The 15,310-nt window shown below is 65.1% G+C and carries 22 protein-coding genes; 16 read left to right on the top strand and 6 right to left on the bottom strand.

What is annotated here, in order from left to right:
- Positions 1-675: 675 nt before the first annotated feature.
- Genes gmk through ASD76_RS17480 form a run of 3 tightly spaced genes read right to left on the bottom strand, consistent with a single transcriptional unit; the run spans position 676 to position 2,315 of the window.
- Positions 676-1,323, bottom strand: coding sequence for a guanylate kinase (gene gmk, locus ASD76_RS17490; protein WP_055926349.1), 648 nt, complete (start codon positions 1,321-1,323; stop codon positions 676-678).
- A 43-nt stretch (positions 1,324-1,366) separates the two neighbouring features.
- The gene (locus tag ASD76_RS17485) at positions 1,367-1,771 is read right to left on the bottom strand and encodes a hypothetical protein (RefSeq protein WP_055926346.1); all 405 of its coding nucleotides are present in this window, start codon (positions 1,769-1,771) and stop codon (positions 1,367-1,369) included.
- A 40-nt stretch (positions 1,772-1,811) separates the two neighbouring features.
- Positions 1,812-2,315 (bottom strand): SspB family protein, encoded by a 504-nt coding sequence (locus tag ASD76_RS17480; protein WP_055926342.1) that lies wholly within the window; start codon positions 2,313-2,315, stop codon positions 1,812-1,814.
- An 82-nt stretch (positions 2,316-2,397) separates the two neighbouring features.
- Here ASD76_RS17480 and hisB point away from each other — a divergent pair, with 82 nt between their 5' ends.
- The 15 genes from hisB (at position 2,398) to pal (ending at position 12,147) form a co-directional block, all read left to right on the top strand.
- Positions 2,398-2,991 carry an imidazoleglycerol-phosphate dehydratase HisB gene (gene hisB / locus ASD76_RS17475; RefSeq protein WP_055926340.1) on the top strand — a complete coding sequence of 198 codons (594 nt, stop codon included), beginning with the start codon at positions 2,398-2,400 and terminating at the stop codon, positions 2,989-2,991.
- Positions 2,992-3,002: 11 nt separating this feature from the next.
- A complete protein-coding gene (gene hisH / locus ASD76_RS17470; RefSeq protein ID WP_055926337.1) occupies positions 3,003-3,632 on the top strand; it encodes an imidazole glycerol phosphate synthase subunit HisH in 630 nt (209 codons plus the stop codon).
- 49 nt (positions 3,633-3,681) lie between these two features.
- Positions 3,682-4,845, top strand: a complete 1,164-nt coding sequence (locus ASD76_RS17465; RefSeq protein ID WP_055926333.1) for a glycosidase — start codon at positions 3,682-3,684, stop codon at positions 4,843-4,845.
- Between the two features lie 50 nt (positions 4,846-4,895).
- Positions 4,896-5,627, top strand: coding sequence for a 1-(5-phosphoribosyl)-5-[(5-phosphoribosylamino)methylideneamino]imidazole-4-carboxamide isomerase (hisA, locus tag ASD76_RS17460; protein ID WP_055926330.1), 732 nt, complete (start codon positions 4,896-4,898; stop codon positions 5,625-5,627).
- Positions 5,624-5,836: a hypothetical protein gene (locus ASD76_RS17455; RefSeq protein ID WP_055926327.1), complete on the top strand. Its 213-nt coding sequence runs from the start codon at positions 5,624-5,626 to the stop codon at positions 5,834-5,836. The genes hisA and ASD76_RS17455 overlap by 4 nt, the downstream gene beginning before the upstream one ends.
- Entirely contained in the window at positions 5,833-6,591 is a 759-nt protein-coding gene (hisF, locus tag ASD76_RS17450) for an imidazole glycerol phosphate synthase subunit HisF (RefSeq protein ID WP_055926324.1), read from the top strand. The genes ASD76_RS17455 and hisF overlap by 4 nt, the downstream gene beginning before the upstream one ends.
- A gap of 83 nt (positions 6,592-6,674) precedes the next feature.
- Entirely contained in the window at positions 6,675-6,845 is a 171-nt protein-coding gene (locus ASD76_RS18430) for a hypothetical protein (RefSeq protein WP_156457806.1), read from the top strand.
- 51 nt (positions 6,846-6,896) lie between these two features.
- Positions 6,897-7,211, top strand: a complete 315-nt coding sequence (locus ASD76_RS17445) for a phosphoribosyl-ATP diphosphatase (protein WP_055926321.1) — start codon at positions 6,897-6,899, stop codon at positions 7,209-7,211.
- Positions 7,211-7,588 (top strand): histidine triad nucleotide-binding protein, encoded by a 378-nt coding sequence (locus ASD76_RS17440; RefSeq protein ID WP_055926318.1) that lies wholly within the window; start codon positions 7,211-7,213, stop codon positions 7,586-7,588. Before ASD76_RS17445 ends, ASD76_RS17440 begins: the two co-directional genes overlap by 1 nt.
- A 93-nt stretch (positions 7,589-7,681) precedes the next feature.
- Positions 7,682-8,143 carry a YbgC/FadM family acyl-CoA thioesterase gene (locus tag ASD76_RS17435; protein ID WP_055926315.1) on the top strand — a complete coding sequence of 154 codons (462 nt, stop codon included), beginning with the start codon at positions 7,682-7,684 and terminating at the stop codon, positions 8,141-8,143.
- Positions 8,143-8,847 (top strand): protein TolQ, encoded by a 705-nt coding sequence (gene tolQ / locus ASD76_RS17430; protein WP_055926506.1) that lies wholly within the window; start codon positions 8,143-8,145, stop codon positions 8,845-8,847. The genes ASD76_RS17435 and tolQ overlap by 1 nt, the downstream gene beginning before the upstream one ends.
- The gene (locus tag ASD76_RS17425) at positions 8,847-9,293 is read left to right on the top strand and encodes an ExbD/TolR family protein (RefSeq protein ID WP_055926312.1); all 447 of its coding nucleotides are present in this window, start codon (positions 8,847-8,849) and stop codon (positions 9,291-9,293) included. Before tolQ ends, ASD76_RS17425 begins: the two co-directional genes overlap by 1 nt.
- 11 nt (positions 9,294-9,304) lie before the next feature.
- Positions 9,305-10,180, top strand: coding sequence for a hypothetical protein (locus ASD76_RS17420; protein WP_055926309.1), 876 nt, complete (start codon positions 9,305-9,307; stop codon positions 10,178-10,180).
- Complete coding sequence (tolB, locus tag ASD76_RS17415; protein ID WP_055926306.1) at positions 10,177-11,571, top strand: Tol-Pal system beta propeller repeat protein TolB; 1,395 nt, start codon at positions 10,177-10,179, stop codon at positions 11,569-11,571. Before ASD76_RS17420 ends, tolB begins: the two co-directional genes overlap by 4 nt.
- Before the next feature lie 66 nt (positions 11,572-11,637).
- A complete protein-coding gene (gene pal, locus ASD76_RS17410) occupies positions 11,638-12,147 on the top strand; it encodes a peptidoglycan-associated lipoprotein Pal (protein WP_055926303.1) in 510 nt (169 codons plus the stop codon).
- A gap of 98 nt (positions 12,148-12,245) precedes the next feature.
- Here pal and ASD76_RS18425 read toward each other — a convergent pair whose 3' ends face one another.
- Complete coding sequence (locus tag ASD76_RS18425) at positions 12,246-12,413, bottom strand: hypothetical protein (RefSeq protein ID WP_156457804.1); 168 nt, start codon at positions 12,411-12,413, stop codon at positions 12,246-12,248.
- Positions 12,414-12,575: 162 nt separating this feature from the next.
- Between ASD76_RS18425 and ASD76_RS17405 the strand changes: the two genes are divergently transcribed.
- Positions 12,576-13,109 (top strand): J domain-containing protein, encoded by a 534-nt coding sequence (locus ASD76_RS17405; RefSeq protein WP_055926300.1) that lies wholly within the window; start codon positions 12,576-12,578, stop codon positions 13,107-13,109.
- Positions 13,110-13,123: 14 nt separating this feature from the next.
- On the opposite strand, the gene ASD76_RS17400 is transcribed toward ASD76_RS17405, so the two are convergent.
- Entirely contained in the window at positions 13,124-13,378 is a 255-nt protein-coding gene (locus tag ASD76_RS17400; protein WP_156457803.1) for a hypothetical protein, read from the bottom strand.
- Positions 13,379-13,530: 152 nt separating this feature from the next.
- On the bottom strand, positions 13,531-15,310 hold a 1,780-nt coding region (locus tag ASD76_RS18505; RefSeq protein WP_055926294.1), incomplete at its 5' end, for a hypothetical protein.

The following is a 15,310-nucleotide window of genomic DNA, read 5'->3' as shown; positions in this document are numbered from 1 at the left end:
GCGGGGCGCGGTTGCGGATCGAGGAGCGGTGGAGGTCCGAGATCCTCCCCGAGCTTGTCTCGGGGAGGTGGCAGCCCGAAGGGCTGACGGAGGGGTAGGCGGAACAACGCAAGCCCCTCCACCATTCGCTTCGCGAACGGTCCCCCTCCCCGAGCAAGCTCGGGGAGGATCTGATCTTCGGACATGCAAGATCACCCGCTGGCGAGCGCGGGCCTAACGCCGGGAGAAATCGCGGACGGGCAAAGGCCGGCGCGTCCTGGGCGTCACAGGATTGCCTTGCGCGAGCATGGAATGCGAACGGCGGCGAGGGCTGCGACCAAAACTCGCTGCTCGGCAAAGGCCGGCGCGTCCTGGGCGTCACAGGATTGCCTTGCGCGAGCATGGAATGCGAACGGCGGCGAGGGCTGCGACCAAAACTCGCTGCTCGGCCCTGTCGGGTAGGAGGCACTGGCGGTTAGGGCTCGCAGGTCCCGCCAGTGGTTGTCATCCTCGTATCCTACGGACACCCTCTGACGATGTCGGAAGGGCGCCGGCCTTAGTTGCGGGAGTGAGAGCGAAGCGCTACACGCTCCCGCACCCGTCGCTTGTCAGGTGTCAACTGACGGCGGGTCATCTAACCGATATGGTTCGCAATGTCAAGAAGTTTCGCCAAAAGAACCGCGTTTCGAACGCGCTTTAGCGCGTCAGTTCGCGGACGAAGTCGACCAGCCCGGTCTGCCGCGCGCGGCGCAGGCGCTCGGCCTCGAGGATCGTACGGACGCGCTTGAAGCAGGCGTCGATGTCGTGATTGACCACGACGTAATCGTAGCCGTCCCAATGGCTGATCTCTGCCCGCGCGCGATCCATCCGGCCGGCGATGACCTCGTCGCTGTCGGTGCCGCGAGAGCGCAAGCGCGCTTCCAGCTCGGCAATGCTCGGTGGTAGCAGGAACACCGAGACGACATCGGCGCCGGCCCGCTGGGACAGCTGCTGCGCGCCCTGCCAATCGACGTCGAACAGGAAGTCATGCCCGCTCTCCAGCCCTTCACGGATCTGGGCGCGGGGCGTGCCGTAGCAGTTGCCGAAGACCTCCGCCCATTCGAGGAACGCGTCGGCATCGACCATCTCGCGGAAGCCCGGCAAGTCGGTGAAGTGATAATCGTGCCCGTCGACTTCGCCCGGCCGCATCGGCCGGGTGGTGACCGAAACCGACATGCGCAGGTTGGCGTCCTCGGCCAGGAGCTTGCGCGCGATCGTGGTCTTCCCCGCGCCTGAGGGCGAGGACAGGATGAGCATCAGCCCGCGACGGGGATGAGAGGGAGGGTGAGGAGTCGAATCCGCCATGTGCGCTGTTGGCGCAGCGGAGCAGGGGAAATCAAGTGCGGCGTTATTCTTCGGCGTTGGCAGCTTGGTCCGACAGCGTCTTTTCGCCGCGTTGCCGCGACTCCCGGCGTTTGTAGCCGCGATCGAATGCGGTCTTGGCCAAGAGCGCCCCGGTCACCGCCAGGAATCCCGGAAGCGACTTCGACGCGACCCGCGCGGCACCGGTTGCGGTCATCGACTTCACCATCGTGCGGCCCTTGACGATGGCGGAGGCCTTTTCCGGTTCGTAGCGCATCCGGAGCATGGCCTTCTCGATCTGGCGGCCGACGATCATGACGACGCCGCGAGTGGCGATATCCCAGATAAGGATGTTGGTGGCCGGATTGGAGCTGGGCCCGGGAACCTTGGCGATCGTGCCCTTGACCGTCTTGGCGGCCCGCTTGATCCCCTTCGGTGCCTTCACGCTCATGCGCCAGCTCCTTGGCCGCGCGGACTTGAACCGGCGCGCGTTATTTCTTGCGGCCGAAATCGACCGTTACGACGTTCGAACCGTCGTCAGGGGTAGCGGCATCGGGCTTGCCATCCGCCTCGGGCGTATCGTTTTCCGCATCTTCGTGCGTCGCGGGCTCGATGTCGGTGACGGCGGCCTGGAACTGCAGCCCGAAGTCGACCGCCGGATCGACGAAGGCGGTGATCGCGGCAAAAGGAATGATCAGCTTGGCCGGAATCTGGTTGAAGCTGAGGCCCACGGTGAATTCGTGTTCGTCGACCGCGAGGTCCCAGAACTTGTTCTGCATGACGATGGTCATTTCGTCAGGGAACCGTTCCTTGAGGTGCTGGGGAATGTTCACCCCAGGGGCACCGGTCTTGAACGTGATGTAGAAATGATGGTTGCCGGGAAGCATGCCGCCCCCGCGCTCCACCGAGCCGAGCACCCGCCCAACCACGGCGCGCAGGGCCTCCTGCACGATCTCGTCGTAGGGTATCAGGCTGTCAGGCGTGTCTTCACTCATGCGCTTTCAAGTGGCGAGCACTCGCCGCGGGGTCAAGCGCGAATGCTTGCACACGTCCGTTCGTCGCGTATAGCGCAGCCCCATGCGCACCGGCAGTGTAGCCCGAAAGACGGCTGAGACCGACATTTCCGTAGAGGTAAACCTCGACGGGACTGGGACCTATGACGTGTCGACGGGGATCGGCTTTCTCGACCACATGGTCGAACAGTTCAGCCGCCATTCCCTGATCGACGTAACGCTCAAGGTCGCCGGCGACCTGCATATCGACCAGCACCATACGACGGAAGACAGCGCCATTGCCCTCGGGCAGGCGCTTTCGGATGCGCTCGGCAACAAGGCCGGGATTGGCCGCTATGGCATGGCCTATTCGCCGATGGACGAAACCCTGGCACGCGTGTCGCTCGATATCTCGGGCCGGCCGTACCTGGTGTGGAAGGCGCGTTTCACTCAGGAGAAGCTGGGTGAATGGGACACCGAGCTGATCGAACACTGGTTTCATTCGGTGGCGCAGGCGGCCGGGATCACGCTGCATGTCCAGCTGCTCTACGGCCAGAACAACCACCATGTGTGCGAGGCGATCTACAAGGGCTTTGCCCGCGCCATGCGCCAGGCGGTCGAGCTCGATCCGCGCAAGGGCGGGGCGATCCCGTCGACCAAGGGGCAGCTCGGGGGCTGAGGCGCGTTCTTATGGCTGAAGCCATTGCTCTCATCGATTACGGCGCCGGCAATCTCCACTCGGTCCACAACGCTCTAAAGGCGGCGGGGGCAGGGCACGTTGCGGTGACCGCGGATCCGAACCTGGTGCGCGGCGCCCGGCGTATCGTGCTGCCCGGTGTTGGGTCGTTCAAGGCCTGCGCCGATGGGCTCAGGTCCATTCCCGGCCTGGTCGAGGCGCTTGAGGAGCGGGTGCTGCAGGACGGCGTTCCGTTCCTCGGTATCTGCGTTGGCATGCAACTGCTCGCCTCGAGCGGTTTCGAGCACGGCGTGCACCCCGGCCTTGGCTGGATTCCCGGCGAAGTGCGGTTGATCGAGCGCACCGATCGGGCGATCAAGGTGCCGCATATGGGCTGGAACGACGTCTCGCCGATGCCGCATCCCAACGGCGCGGCGCTGATCGAGCCGGGCGAGGCCTATTTCCTCCATTCCTATCACTTCCGGCCCGAGAACGGCCGCGACGTGGCGGCGATGACCGACCATGGCGGCGGCCTCGTGGCGGCGGTTGCGCGCGACAATATCGTGGGCGTGCAGTTCCACCCGGAAAAGAGCCAGGCCTATGGCCTCGAGCTGCTGTCCCGCTTCCTCGAATGGGAACCCTGAGAGGGAACCTCAACTGATCCGAGGCGTCTCCGCTGGACTGGAGGCACCTATGAAAGAAGCGGATCGGAACCTGCGCCGAACGCCGTTTGCCGTGGACAGGTTGGTCATCACTCCCAACGACATCGACCTGTCGCGAGGGCCGCTGGCCGGTCATCTCGACAGCGAAACCTACGTCCTCGGCGCGTTCAATCCGGGCATGACCCGGCTGACCAACGGCAACCTGCTGCTGATGGTCCGCGTGGCCGAGGCGCTGCGCAAGCCGGTGTTCGACGATGCCGTCCACGCGATCCGCTGGGACGAGGGGCGCTATGTGCTGGACGCGTGGCCGCTGGAGCTGTGCGACACCTCGGACCCGCGCAAGTTCATGCTCCATGGGCAGGGTTGGCCGATCATGGCGCTGACCTCGCTATCCTGGCTGCTGCCGGTCGAGATGAGCGCGGATGGACTGGAAGTGGTCCGGTTCCACTACGACAAGGCGATCGCCCCGCAAGGCAGCTGGCAATGCTACGGGATCGAGGACGCGCGGATCAGCAAAGTGGGGGACCGCTGGTTGATGACCACCTGTTCGGTCAGCCCGGAGCGGCATTCGACCACGCTCTATTCCTCGCGCAACGCGCTCGACTGGGAGTTCGAAGGCATCGTCCTCGACCACCAGAACAAGGACATGCTGATCTTCGAAGGCAAAGTGAGCGGGAAGTACTGGGCGCAGACCCGGCCGCTCGGGCAGCTGTTCTTCGCCTACCCGCCGGGCAGCCCCTATCACGCGGGGCCCTCGATCAATCTCGCCACCAGTCCCGACGCGCTTCACTGGATGCCATGCCTTGAGCCGCATATCCGCCCTCACTCCGGCACCGCCGCGACGGCGCGCATCGGTGGGGGAACGCCGCCGATCCTGACCAAGGTCGCCGGCAAGCGGGGCTGGCTATCGTTGTGGCACGGGGTGGAGCCGCAGCAGATCGTCGGCATCTATCGCACATACTGGTCGCTGCTCGATCCCGACGAGCCGTGGAAAGTCATCGCCACCAACCATACCCCGCTGATCGAACCGAACGCGGAACTGACCGAGCCGATCAAGGACCTGATGTATCTTGGCGACCTGGTGTTCTCGACCGGGATCGTCGAGGCGGAGGATCACTTCATCGTGGCGAGCGGTGAGGCGGACCTGGCTTGTCGGATCACGCACGTGCCGAAAGCCGAATTCGCGCTCTCATAGTGTGTCGGAGCCAGTAGCGCGCGCGACGAAGCGCTGCTAGGCGCGCGGCGATGATCGTATTCCCTGCCATTGACCTCAAGCAGGGCCAGGTCGTGCGCCTGGCCGAAGGCGACATGGATCGCGCCACCGTCTACGGCGACGACCCTGCCGCGCAAGCGATGCTCTTTGCCGAGGCGGGGGCGCAGCATCTGCACGTCGTCGACCTCGACGGCTCCTTCGCCGGAAGGGCCGAGAACCGCTCGGCGGTCGAAGCGATCGTGGCGGCGTTTCCGGGCTATGTGCAGCTGGGCGGCGGCATCCGCACGCGCGAGGCGGTCGAGGGCTGGTTCGACCTTGGCGTGGCGCGCGTGGTCATGGGCACCGCGGCGCTCAAGGACCCACAGTTCGTCAAGGACATGGCGGCCGAGTTCCCCGGCGGCATCGTCGTCGCGGTGGACGCACGCGACGGGATGGTCGCGACCGAGGGCTGGGCCGAAGTCTCCGACGTTCCGGTCGTGGACATGGCCCGCCGGTTCGAAGACGCCGGGGTTGCCAGCCTGCTGTTCACCGACATCGGCCGCGATGGCCTGCTTACCGGCTGCAATATCGACGCGACGGTGGACCTCGCCCGGCGCACCGACTTGCCGGTCATCGCCAGCGGCGGGGTGAAGGGGCTCGACGATATCCGCATGCTGGCGCTCCATGCCGACGAGGGCATCGAAGGCGTGATCACCGGGCGCGCGCTCTATGACGGGCGGCTGGACCTGGCGGCGGCGATCGCGATGGCGAGCGCAGGGCGATGATCTTTGTGATCGTCGGGATCGTGGCGGCTGTCCTGATCGCTCTCGACGCGCGCAAGAATATCCGCCTCGGCTCCGCGACGACGCTGTTCGGCACCTACTCCAGGGAGGAGCGCCCGACGGCTTTTCGGATCATCTGCGGCGTGAAGCTGTTGATGAGCGTAACTCTGCTTATCTTGGCCGCAATGCTGGTCGCCAGGAATCCGACATGACTGTCCGCGTTCGCGTGATCCCCTGCCTCGATGTGGCCGATGGCCGCGTGGTGAAGGGCGTCAATTTCGTCGACCTGAAGGACGCCGGCGATCCTGTCGAGCAGGCCAAGGCCTATGACGAGGCCGGTGCGGACGAGCTCTGCTTCCTCGACATCTCCGCCAGCCACGAAGGCCGCGGCACGCTGCTCGACATCGTCCGCCGCACCGCCGAGGTCTGCTTCATGCCGCTGACCGTCGGCGGCGGGGTGCGTGCGGTCGAGGATGCGCGAGCGCTGCTGCTGGCTGGTGCGGACAAGGTTGCCGTGAACAGCGCTGCCGTCGCCCGGCCCGAGGTCGTCTCCGACATTGCGGCGCGATTCGGCAGCCAGTGCATCGTCGCTTCGGTCGATGCCCGCTGGAGCCACGACCACTGGGAAATTTTCACCCACGGCGGCCGCCGCGCGACTGGGATCGATGCGGTCGAGCATGCAGTGCGGCTGGCAAACCTCGGGGCGGGCGAGCTGCTCGTGACCTCGATGGACGGCGATGGAACCCAGCGCGGCTACGACCTCAAGCTCACCCGTGCGATCGCGGACTCCGTCTCGGTGCCGGTCGTCGCTAGCGGCGGCGTCGGCAACCTGCAGCACCTGGTCGAAGGGGTGACCGAGGGCCACGCCAGCGCCGTGCTAGCGGCCTCGATTTTCCACTTCGGAACCTACACCATCGCCGAGGCCCATGCGGCGCTGCGGGCAGCGGGATTACCGGCCCGGGGTTAACCGGAATTCGGCAGACGGTCCCGGCGCGGGACATCTATCTTCAGCGCGGTTGCAAAGGCCTGCCGGGGGTTCATGGCCGGGGCATGGTCTCACGTTCCCTCCTCGCCCTAGCGTTTCTCACTTCGGCCACTCCCGCCTTGGCCCAGGACGTCTCCGTGGTCTCTGGCGGGTCGCACTTCACGCTGTTCGCGCTCGGCGTAATCGGCCTCATCATCGGCCGCCGCGCGGCCATGCGCGATACCGATCAGGACTAAGCCGTCGGCGCCTGACTTGACGCAAGCGGCCGGCTTGCGCATGCCGCGCAGATGGACACTCTGGCCCGCCTCGAACGTACGATCGCACAACGCCGTTCGGCTGCGGACGAAAGCAGCTACGTCGCCACCCTGAAAGCGCGAGGCCTTCCCGTGATGGCCCGCAAGCTGGGTGAAGAAGGCGTGGAGACGGTTATCGCCGCCCTCTCCGGCACTCGCGAGGAACTTGTGGGCGAGTCCGCCGACCTGCTGTTCCACCTGCTGGTCCTGCTCGCCGAAAAGGACGTTCCGTTCGGCGAGGTCCTGGCGGAGCTGGAGCGTCGCGAAGGGACGTCAGGCCTGGCGGAGAAAGCCGCGCGAGGCGCCTGATGCCGATCGACGCTACCCTGGCCTATGACGACCAGAACGTCTTCGCGAAGATACTGCGCGGCGAGATCCCGTGCAGCAAGGTCTACGAGGACGAATGGGCCCTCGCCTTCCACGACATCGCGCCCCAGGCGCCGATGCACGTGCTGGTCGTGCCGAAGGGCGCTTATGTGAGCTGGGACGATTTCGCCGCCAAGGCTCCGGCGGAAGAGATTGCCGGGTTCGTGCGCGCGGTCGGCCATATCGCCCGAGAGAATGGCTTGGTCGAACCGGGCTATCGCCTGTTGGTCAATGTCGGTGCTCATGGCGGGCAGGAAGTGCCGCATCTCCACGTCCACCTTTTCGGTGGTCGCCCGCTCGGACCGATGATCGCGCGCTAAGCACAGTCCGCCACCCGGCATTGGAGAATTACCGGGAATAGTCCCCTGAAGGTTGCAACCCGAGTCACGGGTTGGCTAAGGCCGTTCGGGACGATGGTTAAGACGCTGCCCCAGCCTCCTTCGGGCCTGTTCAACGGCCCGCTGCACCTGTTCCCGGTGCGTGTCTATTACGAGGACACGGACCTTTCAGGGATCGTCTATCACGCCAACTATCTGCGCTGGTTCGAACGGGCGCGTTCGGACATGCTCCGGCTGCTCGAGGTCGATCAGCGCGCTGCTGTCGAAGCGGGTGAGGGCGCCTATGCCGTTGCCGACCTCGCGATCCGCTATGTCGCCCCGGCCCGGCTCGACGATGCCGTGATCATCGAAACCACCGCGGCCGAGATCGGTGCGGCCAGTGTGCGCCTGCTTCAGCGGGCGATGCGCGAGAAAGACTTGCTCGCGGAAATGTCTGTTCGGGTTGGATTCATCTCGCCTGATGGACGACCGCGCCGTCAGCCCGCTCCGTGGCGGGCCGCCTTCGAAACCGTACTTACCCCGAAAGACGCTGCATGATCCTGCTTTCGACCTTGTCCTCCACGGCCGCCACCGCGCCGACCCGGCTCGATCCGGTGCAACTGTTCCTCGATGCCGACATCGTGGTGCAGATCGTCATCGTCGGGCTGGTGCTGGCGAGTATCTGGGTGTGGATGATCATCGTCTCGTTCTCGCTGCGGATCTCCAAGGTCCGCCGCCAGAGCCGGCGTTTCGAGGAAGAGTTCTGGGACGCCGATCAGCCGGACGCGCTCGTTTCGCGCAAGCTGAAGCAGGGCAATCCCTCGGTCCGCGTGGCCGCAGCAGGCCTCGAGGAACTGCGCACCTCGACCAAGGATGGCTTGCGCAACCGCGACGGCGCCAAGGCCCGCATCGCGCTGGTCATGGAAGGCCAGGTCGCGACCGAGGCGGATGCGCTGGCGGACCGGCTCAACTTCCTCGCCACGACTGGTTCGGTTGCGCCGTTCGTCGGGCTGTTCGGCACCGTGTGGGGGATCATGAACAGCTTCTTCCAGATCGGCATGCAGCAGAATTCTTCTCTCGCCGTGGTGGCTCCGGGCATTTCCGAGGCGTTGTTCGCCACCGCCATTGGCCTGTTCGCGGCCATTCCGGCGGTGATCGCCTACAACCGCTTCAGCCACCGCGTGAACGGCTACGAGGCACAGTTGCAGCGCTTTGCCGACCAGGTCCACGCCCAGATCGGCCGCGAGTTGGAGCGCACCTGATGGCGATGGGCCTCCACGCATCCTCGCGCCGCCGCGGCCGTTCGGGCCGCCGGGCGCCGGTGGCGGAGATCAACGTCACCCCGCTGGTCGACGTCATGCTGGTGCTGCTGATCATCTTCATGGTCACCGCGCCGATGCTGGCGAGCGGCGTCCCGGTGGAACTGCCGGACAGCCGCGCCAACGCGCTCGATCAGGAACCGGACCAGGTGACCATCTCGATCGACCGCCAGGGCTTCATCTTCGTGGATGACTCCCCGGTCGAGGAAGGTCGCTTTGCCGAGGCGATGGAGCGGGTGAACTGCAGCCGTCCCGACGCGCCGCTGATCACGCTGCGCGCCGACAAGGCGCTCGACTACGGCCGGGTCATGGCGGTGATGGGCGAACTCAACCGCGCCGGATGCAATAGCATCTCGCTGGTCACCCAAGGTTCAGTTGAGGCTCCATAGCCCGGTACGTCATGGGGCCCGTTACACATCTATCACGCGAAGAGCGGATCGGCCTTGGCCTTGCAGCCGTGGCCCACGTCGCGCTGGTCGCGGGGCTGTACTACAACGTGCAGGACGACCCCACGCCGCTGCCGATCCCGGAGCGGATGACGGTCAGCCTGGCCGACCAGGTGAGCCTGGAATCGACCGCGCCGGATGCTGTTTCTGAAGTCCAGGCCGCTGTGGCACCTGTGCTAGCGCCGGAGCCGGCGCCGGTGATCGAACCTATGCCGGAACCGGTAGTGGCACCTCAGCCCAAGCCGACCGCGCGGCCAACGCCGACACCGCGTCCGACAGCAAGCCCGCGCCCTACGCCGAGGGCCACAGCCAAGCCGACACCAACACCGACTGCACGTCCTTCGCCCAGGCCCACTAGCTCTGCCCGGCCAACGCCGACCCCTTCCGCCCGCCCCACAACGGCTCCGACGCTGACCAATCGTGGCGGCGGCAGCCGGCTCGGCTCTGATTTCCTTGCGGGCGCTGGAGCGAGCCAAAGCGGAGCGACCCGCGGAACCCAGGCGGCCACTTTCGGCGCTGCGGAGCAGGCGTCGCTGCAGCAGGCGATCAACCGTCAACTCGGACCTAACTGGAGCGCGCCGCAGGGTCTCGATGCGGAGAAACTCGTCACGGTCCTCGTCTGGGAACTCAACGAGGATGGCAGCCTGAGGGGCAGGCCCCAGTTGGTTAGACAGACGGGAATCACCGACTCAAATCGGCCACAGGCACCGCTGCACGCAGAGCGCGCCATCAAGGCGGTGCAGCTAGCCGCGCCGTTCGACTTGCCCAAGGAATTTTACAGCAAATGGAAGCGCCTGACATGGACGTTCGACAGAAGGCTTGGACCATGAACATCCGCACTCTCTTCCTTAGCGTGGGGCTCTGTGTCCTCGCCGCACCGGCGCTGGCCCAGAATGCCGGTCAGGCTCCTGCGGGCGCTCAACCCATCGAGGTACCCAACCTCGAAGAGGAAGGTTTGGTAGGCACCGTCACCGACGAAAGCGCTTGGCAGGACCTCGGCATCGCCATCCCGGCCTTCGCCACCAACAGCAACCAGCCGACGCCCGCCAATTCGCAGGGCACGGGCGCGCTCGGCCAGGAGCTTGGTCGGGTCGTCTACAACGACTTGCGCAACAACGGCCTGTTCCGCCCGGTCGGTCCGGACGCGCTGCCGCGCCCGGCCTATCCGGAGATCACCGCCCCGACCTGGGGCACCTGGCAGGGCCGTTCCGCCGAGATGCTCGTGCAGGGCTATGTACGTGCTAATGCGGATGGCGGGCTGACGGTCGGCTGTTACCTTTATGACGTGCAGCTTCAGCAGGAACTTGTCCGCGAAGGCTGGGTGGTTACCGCGGCCGATTGGCGCCGCGCGGCGCACAAGTGCGCTGACCTCGTCTATTCGCGCCTCTCGGGCGAGAGCCCGTTCTTCGACAGCAAGATCGCCTACATCGCCGAGACCGGGCCCAAGGGTAACCGCGTCAAGCGCCTGGCGATCATGGATTCAGACGGGGCCAACCACCGCTTCATCACCAACGGCCAGGCGACGGCGCTGACGCCACGCTATTCGCCCGACTATTCGAAGATCGTCTACCTCAGCTACCTCAACGGCTACCCGCGCATCTTCGTCTACGACATCGGCACCGGCCGCCAGACACTGGTGACGCAGAGCCAGAACCCGACGATGGCCCCGCGCTGGTCGCCGGACGGCAAGTGGATCCTCTATTCGATGGCCACGGGCGGTAACACCGACATCTATCGCGTCTCGGCCGCTGGCGGCGGCACCAGCCAACGCCTGACCGACACGCCGGGCATCGACATCGGCGGTTCCTATTCGCCTGATGGATCGAAGATCGTGTTTGAAAGCGACCGGTCGGGCAGCCAGCAGATCTACGTGATGGACGCCGATGGCGGAAACCAACGGCGGATCAGCTTCTTCGGCGGCCGCGCGGCGACGCCCGAATGGAGCCCGCGTGGCGACCAGATCGCTTTCACCCACATTGCTGGCGACCTCCGGGTCGCCGTCATGAGCCCGTCCGGCGGCGGCATGCGATACCTGACCAACAACTGGCAGGACGAGGCGCCGACCTGGGCTCCTAACGGGCGCATCGTGCAGTTCTTCCGCACGGCGCCGAACAGCGGCGAAGCCTCGATCTGGCAGGTCGACCTGACCGGTCGGAACGAGCGCCGCCTCAATACCCCGGTGGGAGCATCTGACCCTGCCTGGGGACCTGTCCTGCCATAAATACCAAAGTCAGGTTTCGTATCGGGTCGCACCGAAAAGAGAAGTTATCCAAGGAGGAGAATAGACATGAACAAGACCGCAATCGCCGTTACCTTAGCGAGTGCGCTTGCCTTGTCGGCCTGTTCGAAGAAGGCACCGGAGGTCCTGCCGCCACCGCCGCAGACGTCGACGCCGACCCCCAGCGGTCCGCCGCCTCAGGCTGGACTCGTTCCCGGCTCGCAAGCGCACTTCGCGCAGGCGATGCAGGGCCGCGACACGATCTACTTCGACACCGATCAGTACAACGTTGACTCGGAAGACCAGGCGGCGCTGCGCCAGCAGGCTCAGTACATGCAGCAGTACGCTGACATTCGCGCCACGATCGAAGGTCACGCCGACGAGCGCGGCACGCGTGAGTACAACCTCGCACTGGGTGAACGCCGGGCCAATGCGGCTCGCAATTACCTCGTCAGCCTGGGTATCTCGCCCGACCGCCTGAACACGGTCAGCTATGGCAAGGAACGCCCGGTTGCACTGGGCTCGAACGAAGCTTCGTGGGCCCGTAACCGCCGTGCGGTGACGGTGATCCTGAACTGAGGTCAGTCTGACTGGCTCTCCCCCTTCCGTGCGGGAGGGGGAGGGTTCTCAAATGTCGGGATGGCTGCTGGACCGTTCGGTCCGCTGCAGCGACAAAGTCAGTTAAAAAGCGGCAGTGCAGCCGAGAACGAGGGCGCAGCGAGTTCGATCGTGGCGCCCTTTTCGTTGCCCAAGCGCTCTGTGCCGGCCTGGGCCGGGCCGAACAGGGCCAGCGCCGAAAGGGCGAACACGGAAAAGGCCGAAGCCACGGAAAGCTGCTTGGACATAATCAATCTCTATTCGGAAACTGGCGCTCTATGTAGCGTATATCCGTCTATATTGCAACGCAGCATATCCAGACCGCAGTCAATGAAACTTGCACGGCAACGCCTATGCGGCGTGGCCGGGAGCGCCTATAGTGAGAAGATGCTGTCGGTAGAGTTAATATCGTGAGCCGTTCCACCCGCTCCCTCGACTGGGGCTTTCCGCGCTGGCGTAGCTACGGCACATCGCGCGAAACGGCCAAAGTGCGCCTGTGTGACAGGCATGGCTGTGACGAGCCTGGGAACTGTCCCGCGCCGAAGGCGCCGAACAGCCCGGAGCGCTGGTATTTCTGCCAACGCCATGCCGCCGAATACAATTCGAAGTGGGATTACTTCGAAGGCCTGGAGAAGGCCGAGGCCGAAGAGCGGGCAGGCGCCGAAGAGCGCACCAATTCCGGCTACGCTTCAGCCGCGTACTACGGCTGGTCCGGCTCCGGCGACGGCAGCCGCAGCGCCGACGAGATGCGCGCGCTCGAAGTCCTGGGGCTCGATGCCGATGCCGACTTCGAAACCGTCAAGAAGGCCTGGCGCGCGCGGGCCAAGGAAGTTCACCCTGACGTGAAGCCCGGCGATTCCGAAGCGGCCAAGCACTTCCAGGCCTGCCAGCTCGCCTATGAAGTGCTGCGGCAGGCCGAAGAACGGCGCGAGTGGCGGGGCTAGCGACGCCCCGGAGTTCAGGGACTGACGGGGGCGCCGTCGTTGCCGGTGCTTACCAGGACGGCGAGGAGCACTGCGAAGATCGCAATCAAGGGGAGGACGAACCCACCTTCGCTCAAGATACCGTTACCGCCAAGGCCTTCTGCCTTGTCAATCCCGGCGCCGGTGCGAGCGACCACGCCCGATGAACCTTCGACGGCCTGTGCCAGCACAGGTGAACTGGTCAGCGAGACCGCGGAAAACGCCACCAGAACATATTTACCCAATCTCACGGACTTGCCTCCACTAGTCAGGAGACCCCTTTATGATCTTCCTGCGCGATTGACGAGTGGTCGTTTCCAAACGTTGTGAGGGCAATTCGCAGCGGGGTCCTCAGGCGGTCGAGATGCGCGGAAAGGCGTGAATCGTCCCGAGCCCCGGCGCGTCACTCGCGCCGGGAATCTCGTTCATTCAGCGGGGCCGAACTCACCTGAATCTGCCTGCTGACGTCGAGGCGTGCGCCCGCATCCAAAGCGCCACCGGGGCCGGCGCCAACCGTGCTCACGCCGGCGCCGGGGGTGCCTACAGAGACATTCAGTCCGGCAGTATTGTCGACCACGAGCTTGACCCACAGCGTGCCGTTCTCGCTGAAATAGGAGGTCTCACCGGCGTCGCGCAGCGCTGCCAGGCTGGGCTTCTGCGCGCCCCCGGCGGCGGTGCTGAAGCCGGGAAGCTCGAAGATCACCCACGAGCGATCGTCCATTTCCCTCAGGGTCAGGGACAGGGAGTCCCTGCTGGTCTCCACCCTCACCTCGGCTCCGCTGCGGATCGTGGTCTGTCCGGTGTATTCCCACCGCCTGCCGTTGCGGCTGAGCATGACCGGATCGGGGATGGGGGCGTTGCCGAAGCCGAAGTTGCCGCCAAGGCCGAAGTGACCGAAATCGCCCCGACACACGGCAGCACCCCATTCGGGCTTGATTTCACAGGCGGCTTCGTCGGACGCGATGCCGTTGTCGAGGACGATGTAGGAATTGGGGACGCCGCCGACCGAGCCGTCCCGGTCATGGATCGTCGCGCCCCTCCAGGCATTCTGCCTGCCAAAATCGGAAGCCCATTTACGCACGACCGGGGGGAAACTGACCCGCTTGGCGTTGACGAATTTCGCGCCCTCGACCGCGTTCTCGGTGCTCATCCCGAAGCTGGTGTACATCAGGTATGAGAGCGCGCCGGCATCGCGGGTTTCGTTAGGCACGAAATTCACGAAGGTGACGTTCTCCACGTCGTGACGGAGATCGTAGTACTCGTACCCGCGGATCGGGAAATCCGTGAGTTCGTTCGGCATGCTGCGGCCGTAGGCGATTTCCTGCGGAGTCGTGGGGTTACCGATATTGTCGCTTTCGCCCACGAACACGGAGTCGACGACCCGCGACGTGTAGGCGGCGCGACCGACCGCGGAAGCCGCATGGGTGAAGCCGACCGCGTTGTCGGCCACCCTCAGGTTCTTGAACAAGTGCAGCTCACCGCGGCCCCAGACGGCGCCATGGCGGTTCTTGTAGCCGGTGAAATTGTCGAAGACCGATTCCGCCGGCTGGCTGTTCGTGTCGGCCGGATTGGCAAAGGCGAAATGGTAGTTGCTGCCGCCGACACTGAACGTGCCGTCAGGCTTGGGGCCACGGTCGAACATGAAGCCGTCAAAGTTCGAATGGGCGGTGTTGCCGCTGAATTCCCGCACCGGGGTTCGGCGAGGCCAGGTATTGGCACTGACCTCCTTGCCTTCGAACTGGCCGGTCGGATGCTCGGGCAAGGCGAACCAGAAGCCGGTCTGGTCGGACCCTGCAGCCACGTTGTCGCGGTAGATGTTGTCCGGATTGGTGATCCAGAACGTCGACGCCGTGTTGTCAGAGGGGATCAGGACATCCTTGGAAGCCTGGCCGGCAGCGGACGATCCCGGTCCGCCCCCCAAACCGGCGGGGCCGAGGTTCGTGGGGATACACGGCAGGGTCGGATGACACTTGGTCATGATGCCGAGGTTGTGGACGAACTGGTTGCCGGTCTCGACCGCGTCTTCGAGGAAGAAGCAGTGCCCCACGGTGTTGAAGGTGACGTTGTTCTCCACCTGCACGTTGTTGGTGCCGTGGACGGTGACGCAACGGCTGTAGGTGTCGTGGATGGCCGAGTTCTTGATGTACTGCCCCTGGCCTTCGCCGATCAGGTGCCAGTGCATC

Source organism: Altererythrobacter sp. Root672 (assembly GCF_001427865.1).
Taxonomy (GTDB): Bacteria; Pseudomonadota; Alphaproteobacteria; order Sphingomonadales; family Sphingomonadaceae; genus Croceibacterium_A.
This window is presented reverse-complemented; position numbering and strand designations above follow the sequence as displayed.

Excerpts from the sequence above, each read along its gene's own strand:
- hisF (WP_055926324.1), top strand. The coding sequence starts at position 5,833 with ATGACTGTCCGCGTTCGCGTGATCCCCTGCCTCGATGTGGCCGATGGC.
- ASD76_RS17440 (WP_055926318.1), top strand. The coding sequence starts at position 7,211 with ATGCCGATCGACGCTACCCTGGCCTATGACGACCAGAACGTCTTCGCG.
- ASD76_RS17435 (WP_055926315.1), top strand. The coding sequence starts at position 7,682 with ATGGTTAAGACGCTGCCCCAGCCTCCTTCGGGCCTGTTCAACGGCCCG.
- hisB (WP_055926340.1), top strand. The coding sequence starts at position 2,398 with ATGCGCACCGGCAGTGTAGCCCGAAAGACGGCTGAGACCGACATTTCC.
- hisA (WP_055926330.1), top strand. The coding sequence starts at position 4,896 with ATGATCGTATTCCCTGCCATTGACCTCAAGCAGGGCCAGGTCGTGCGC.
- hisH (WP_055926337.1), top strand. The coding sequence starts at position 3,003 with ATGGCTGAAGCCATTGCTCTCATCGATTACGGCGCCGGCAATCTCCAC.
- pal (WP_055926303.1), top strand. The coding sequence starts at position 11,638 with ATGAACAAGACCGCAATCGCCGTTACCTTAGCGAGTGCGCTTGCCTTG.
- gmk (WP_055926349.1), bottom strand. The coding sequence starts at position 1,323 with ATGGCGGATTCGACTCCTCACCCTCCCTCTCATCCCCGTCGCGGGCTG.
- ASD76_RS17420 (WP_055926309.1), top strand. The coding sequence starts at position 9,305 with ATGGGGCCCGTTACACATCTATCACGCGAAGAGCGGATCGGCCTTGGC.
- ASD76_RS17465 (WP_055926333.1), top strand. The coding sequence starts at position 3,682 with ATGAAAGAAGCGGATCGGAACCTGCGCCGAACGCCGTTTGCCGTGGAC.
- ASD76_RS18430 (WP_156457806.1), top strand. The coding sequence starts at position 6,675 with ATGGTCTCACGTTCCCTCCTCGCCCTAGCGTTTCTCACTTCGGCCACT.
- ASD76_RS17425 (WP_055926312.1), top strand. The coding sequence starts at position 8,847 with ATGGCGATGGGCCTCCACGCATCCTCGCGCCGCCGCGGCCGTTCGGGC.
- ASD76_RS17455 (WP_055926327.1), top strand. The coding sequence starts at position 5,624 with ATGATCTTTGTGATCGTCGGGATCGTGGCGGCTGTCCTGATCGCTCTC.
- ASD76_RS17480 (WP_055926342.1), bottom strand. The coding sequence starts at position 2,315 with ATGAGTGAAGACACGCCTGACAGCCTGATACCCTACGACGAGATCGTG.
- tolB (WP_055926306.1), top strand. The coding sequence starts at position 10,177 with ATGAACATCCGCACTCTCTTCCTTAGCGTGGGGCTCTGTGTCCTCGCC.
- ASD76_RS18425 (WP_156457804.1), bottom strand. The coding sequence starts at position 12,413 with ATGTCCAAGCAGCTTTCCGTGGCTTCGGCCTTTTCCGTGTTCGCCCTT.
- ASD76_RS17485 (WP_055926346.1), bottom strand. The coding sequence starts at position 1,771 with ATGAGCGTGAAGGCACCGAAGGGGATCAAGCGGGCCGCCAAGACGGTC.
- ASD76_RS17445 (WP_055926321.1), top strand. The coding sequence starts at position 6,897 with ATGGACACTCTGGCCCGCCTCGAACGTACGATCGCACAACGCCGTTCG.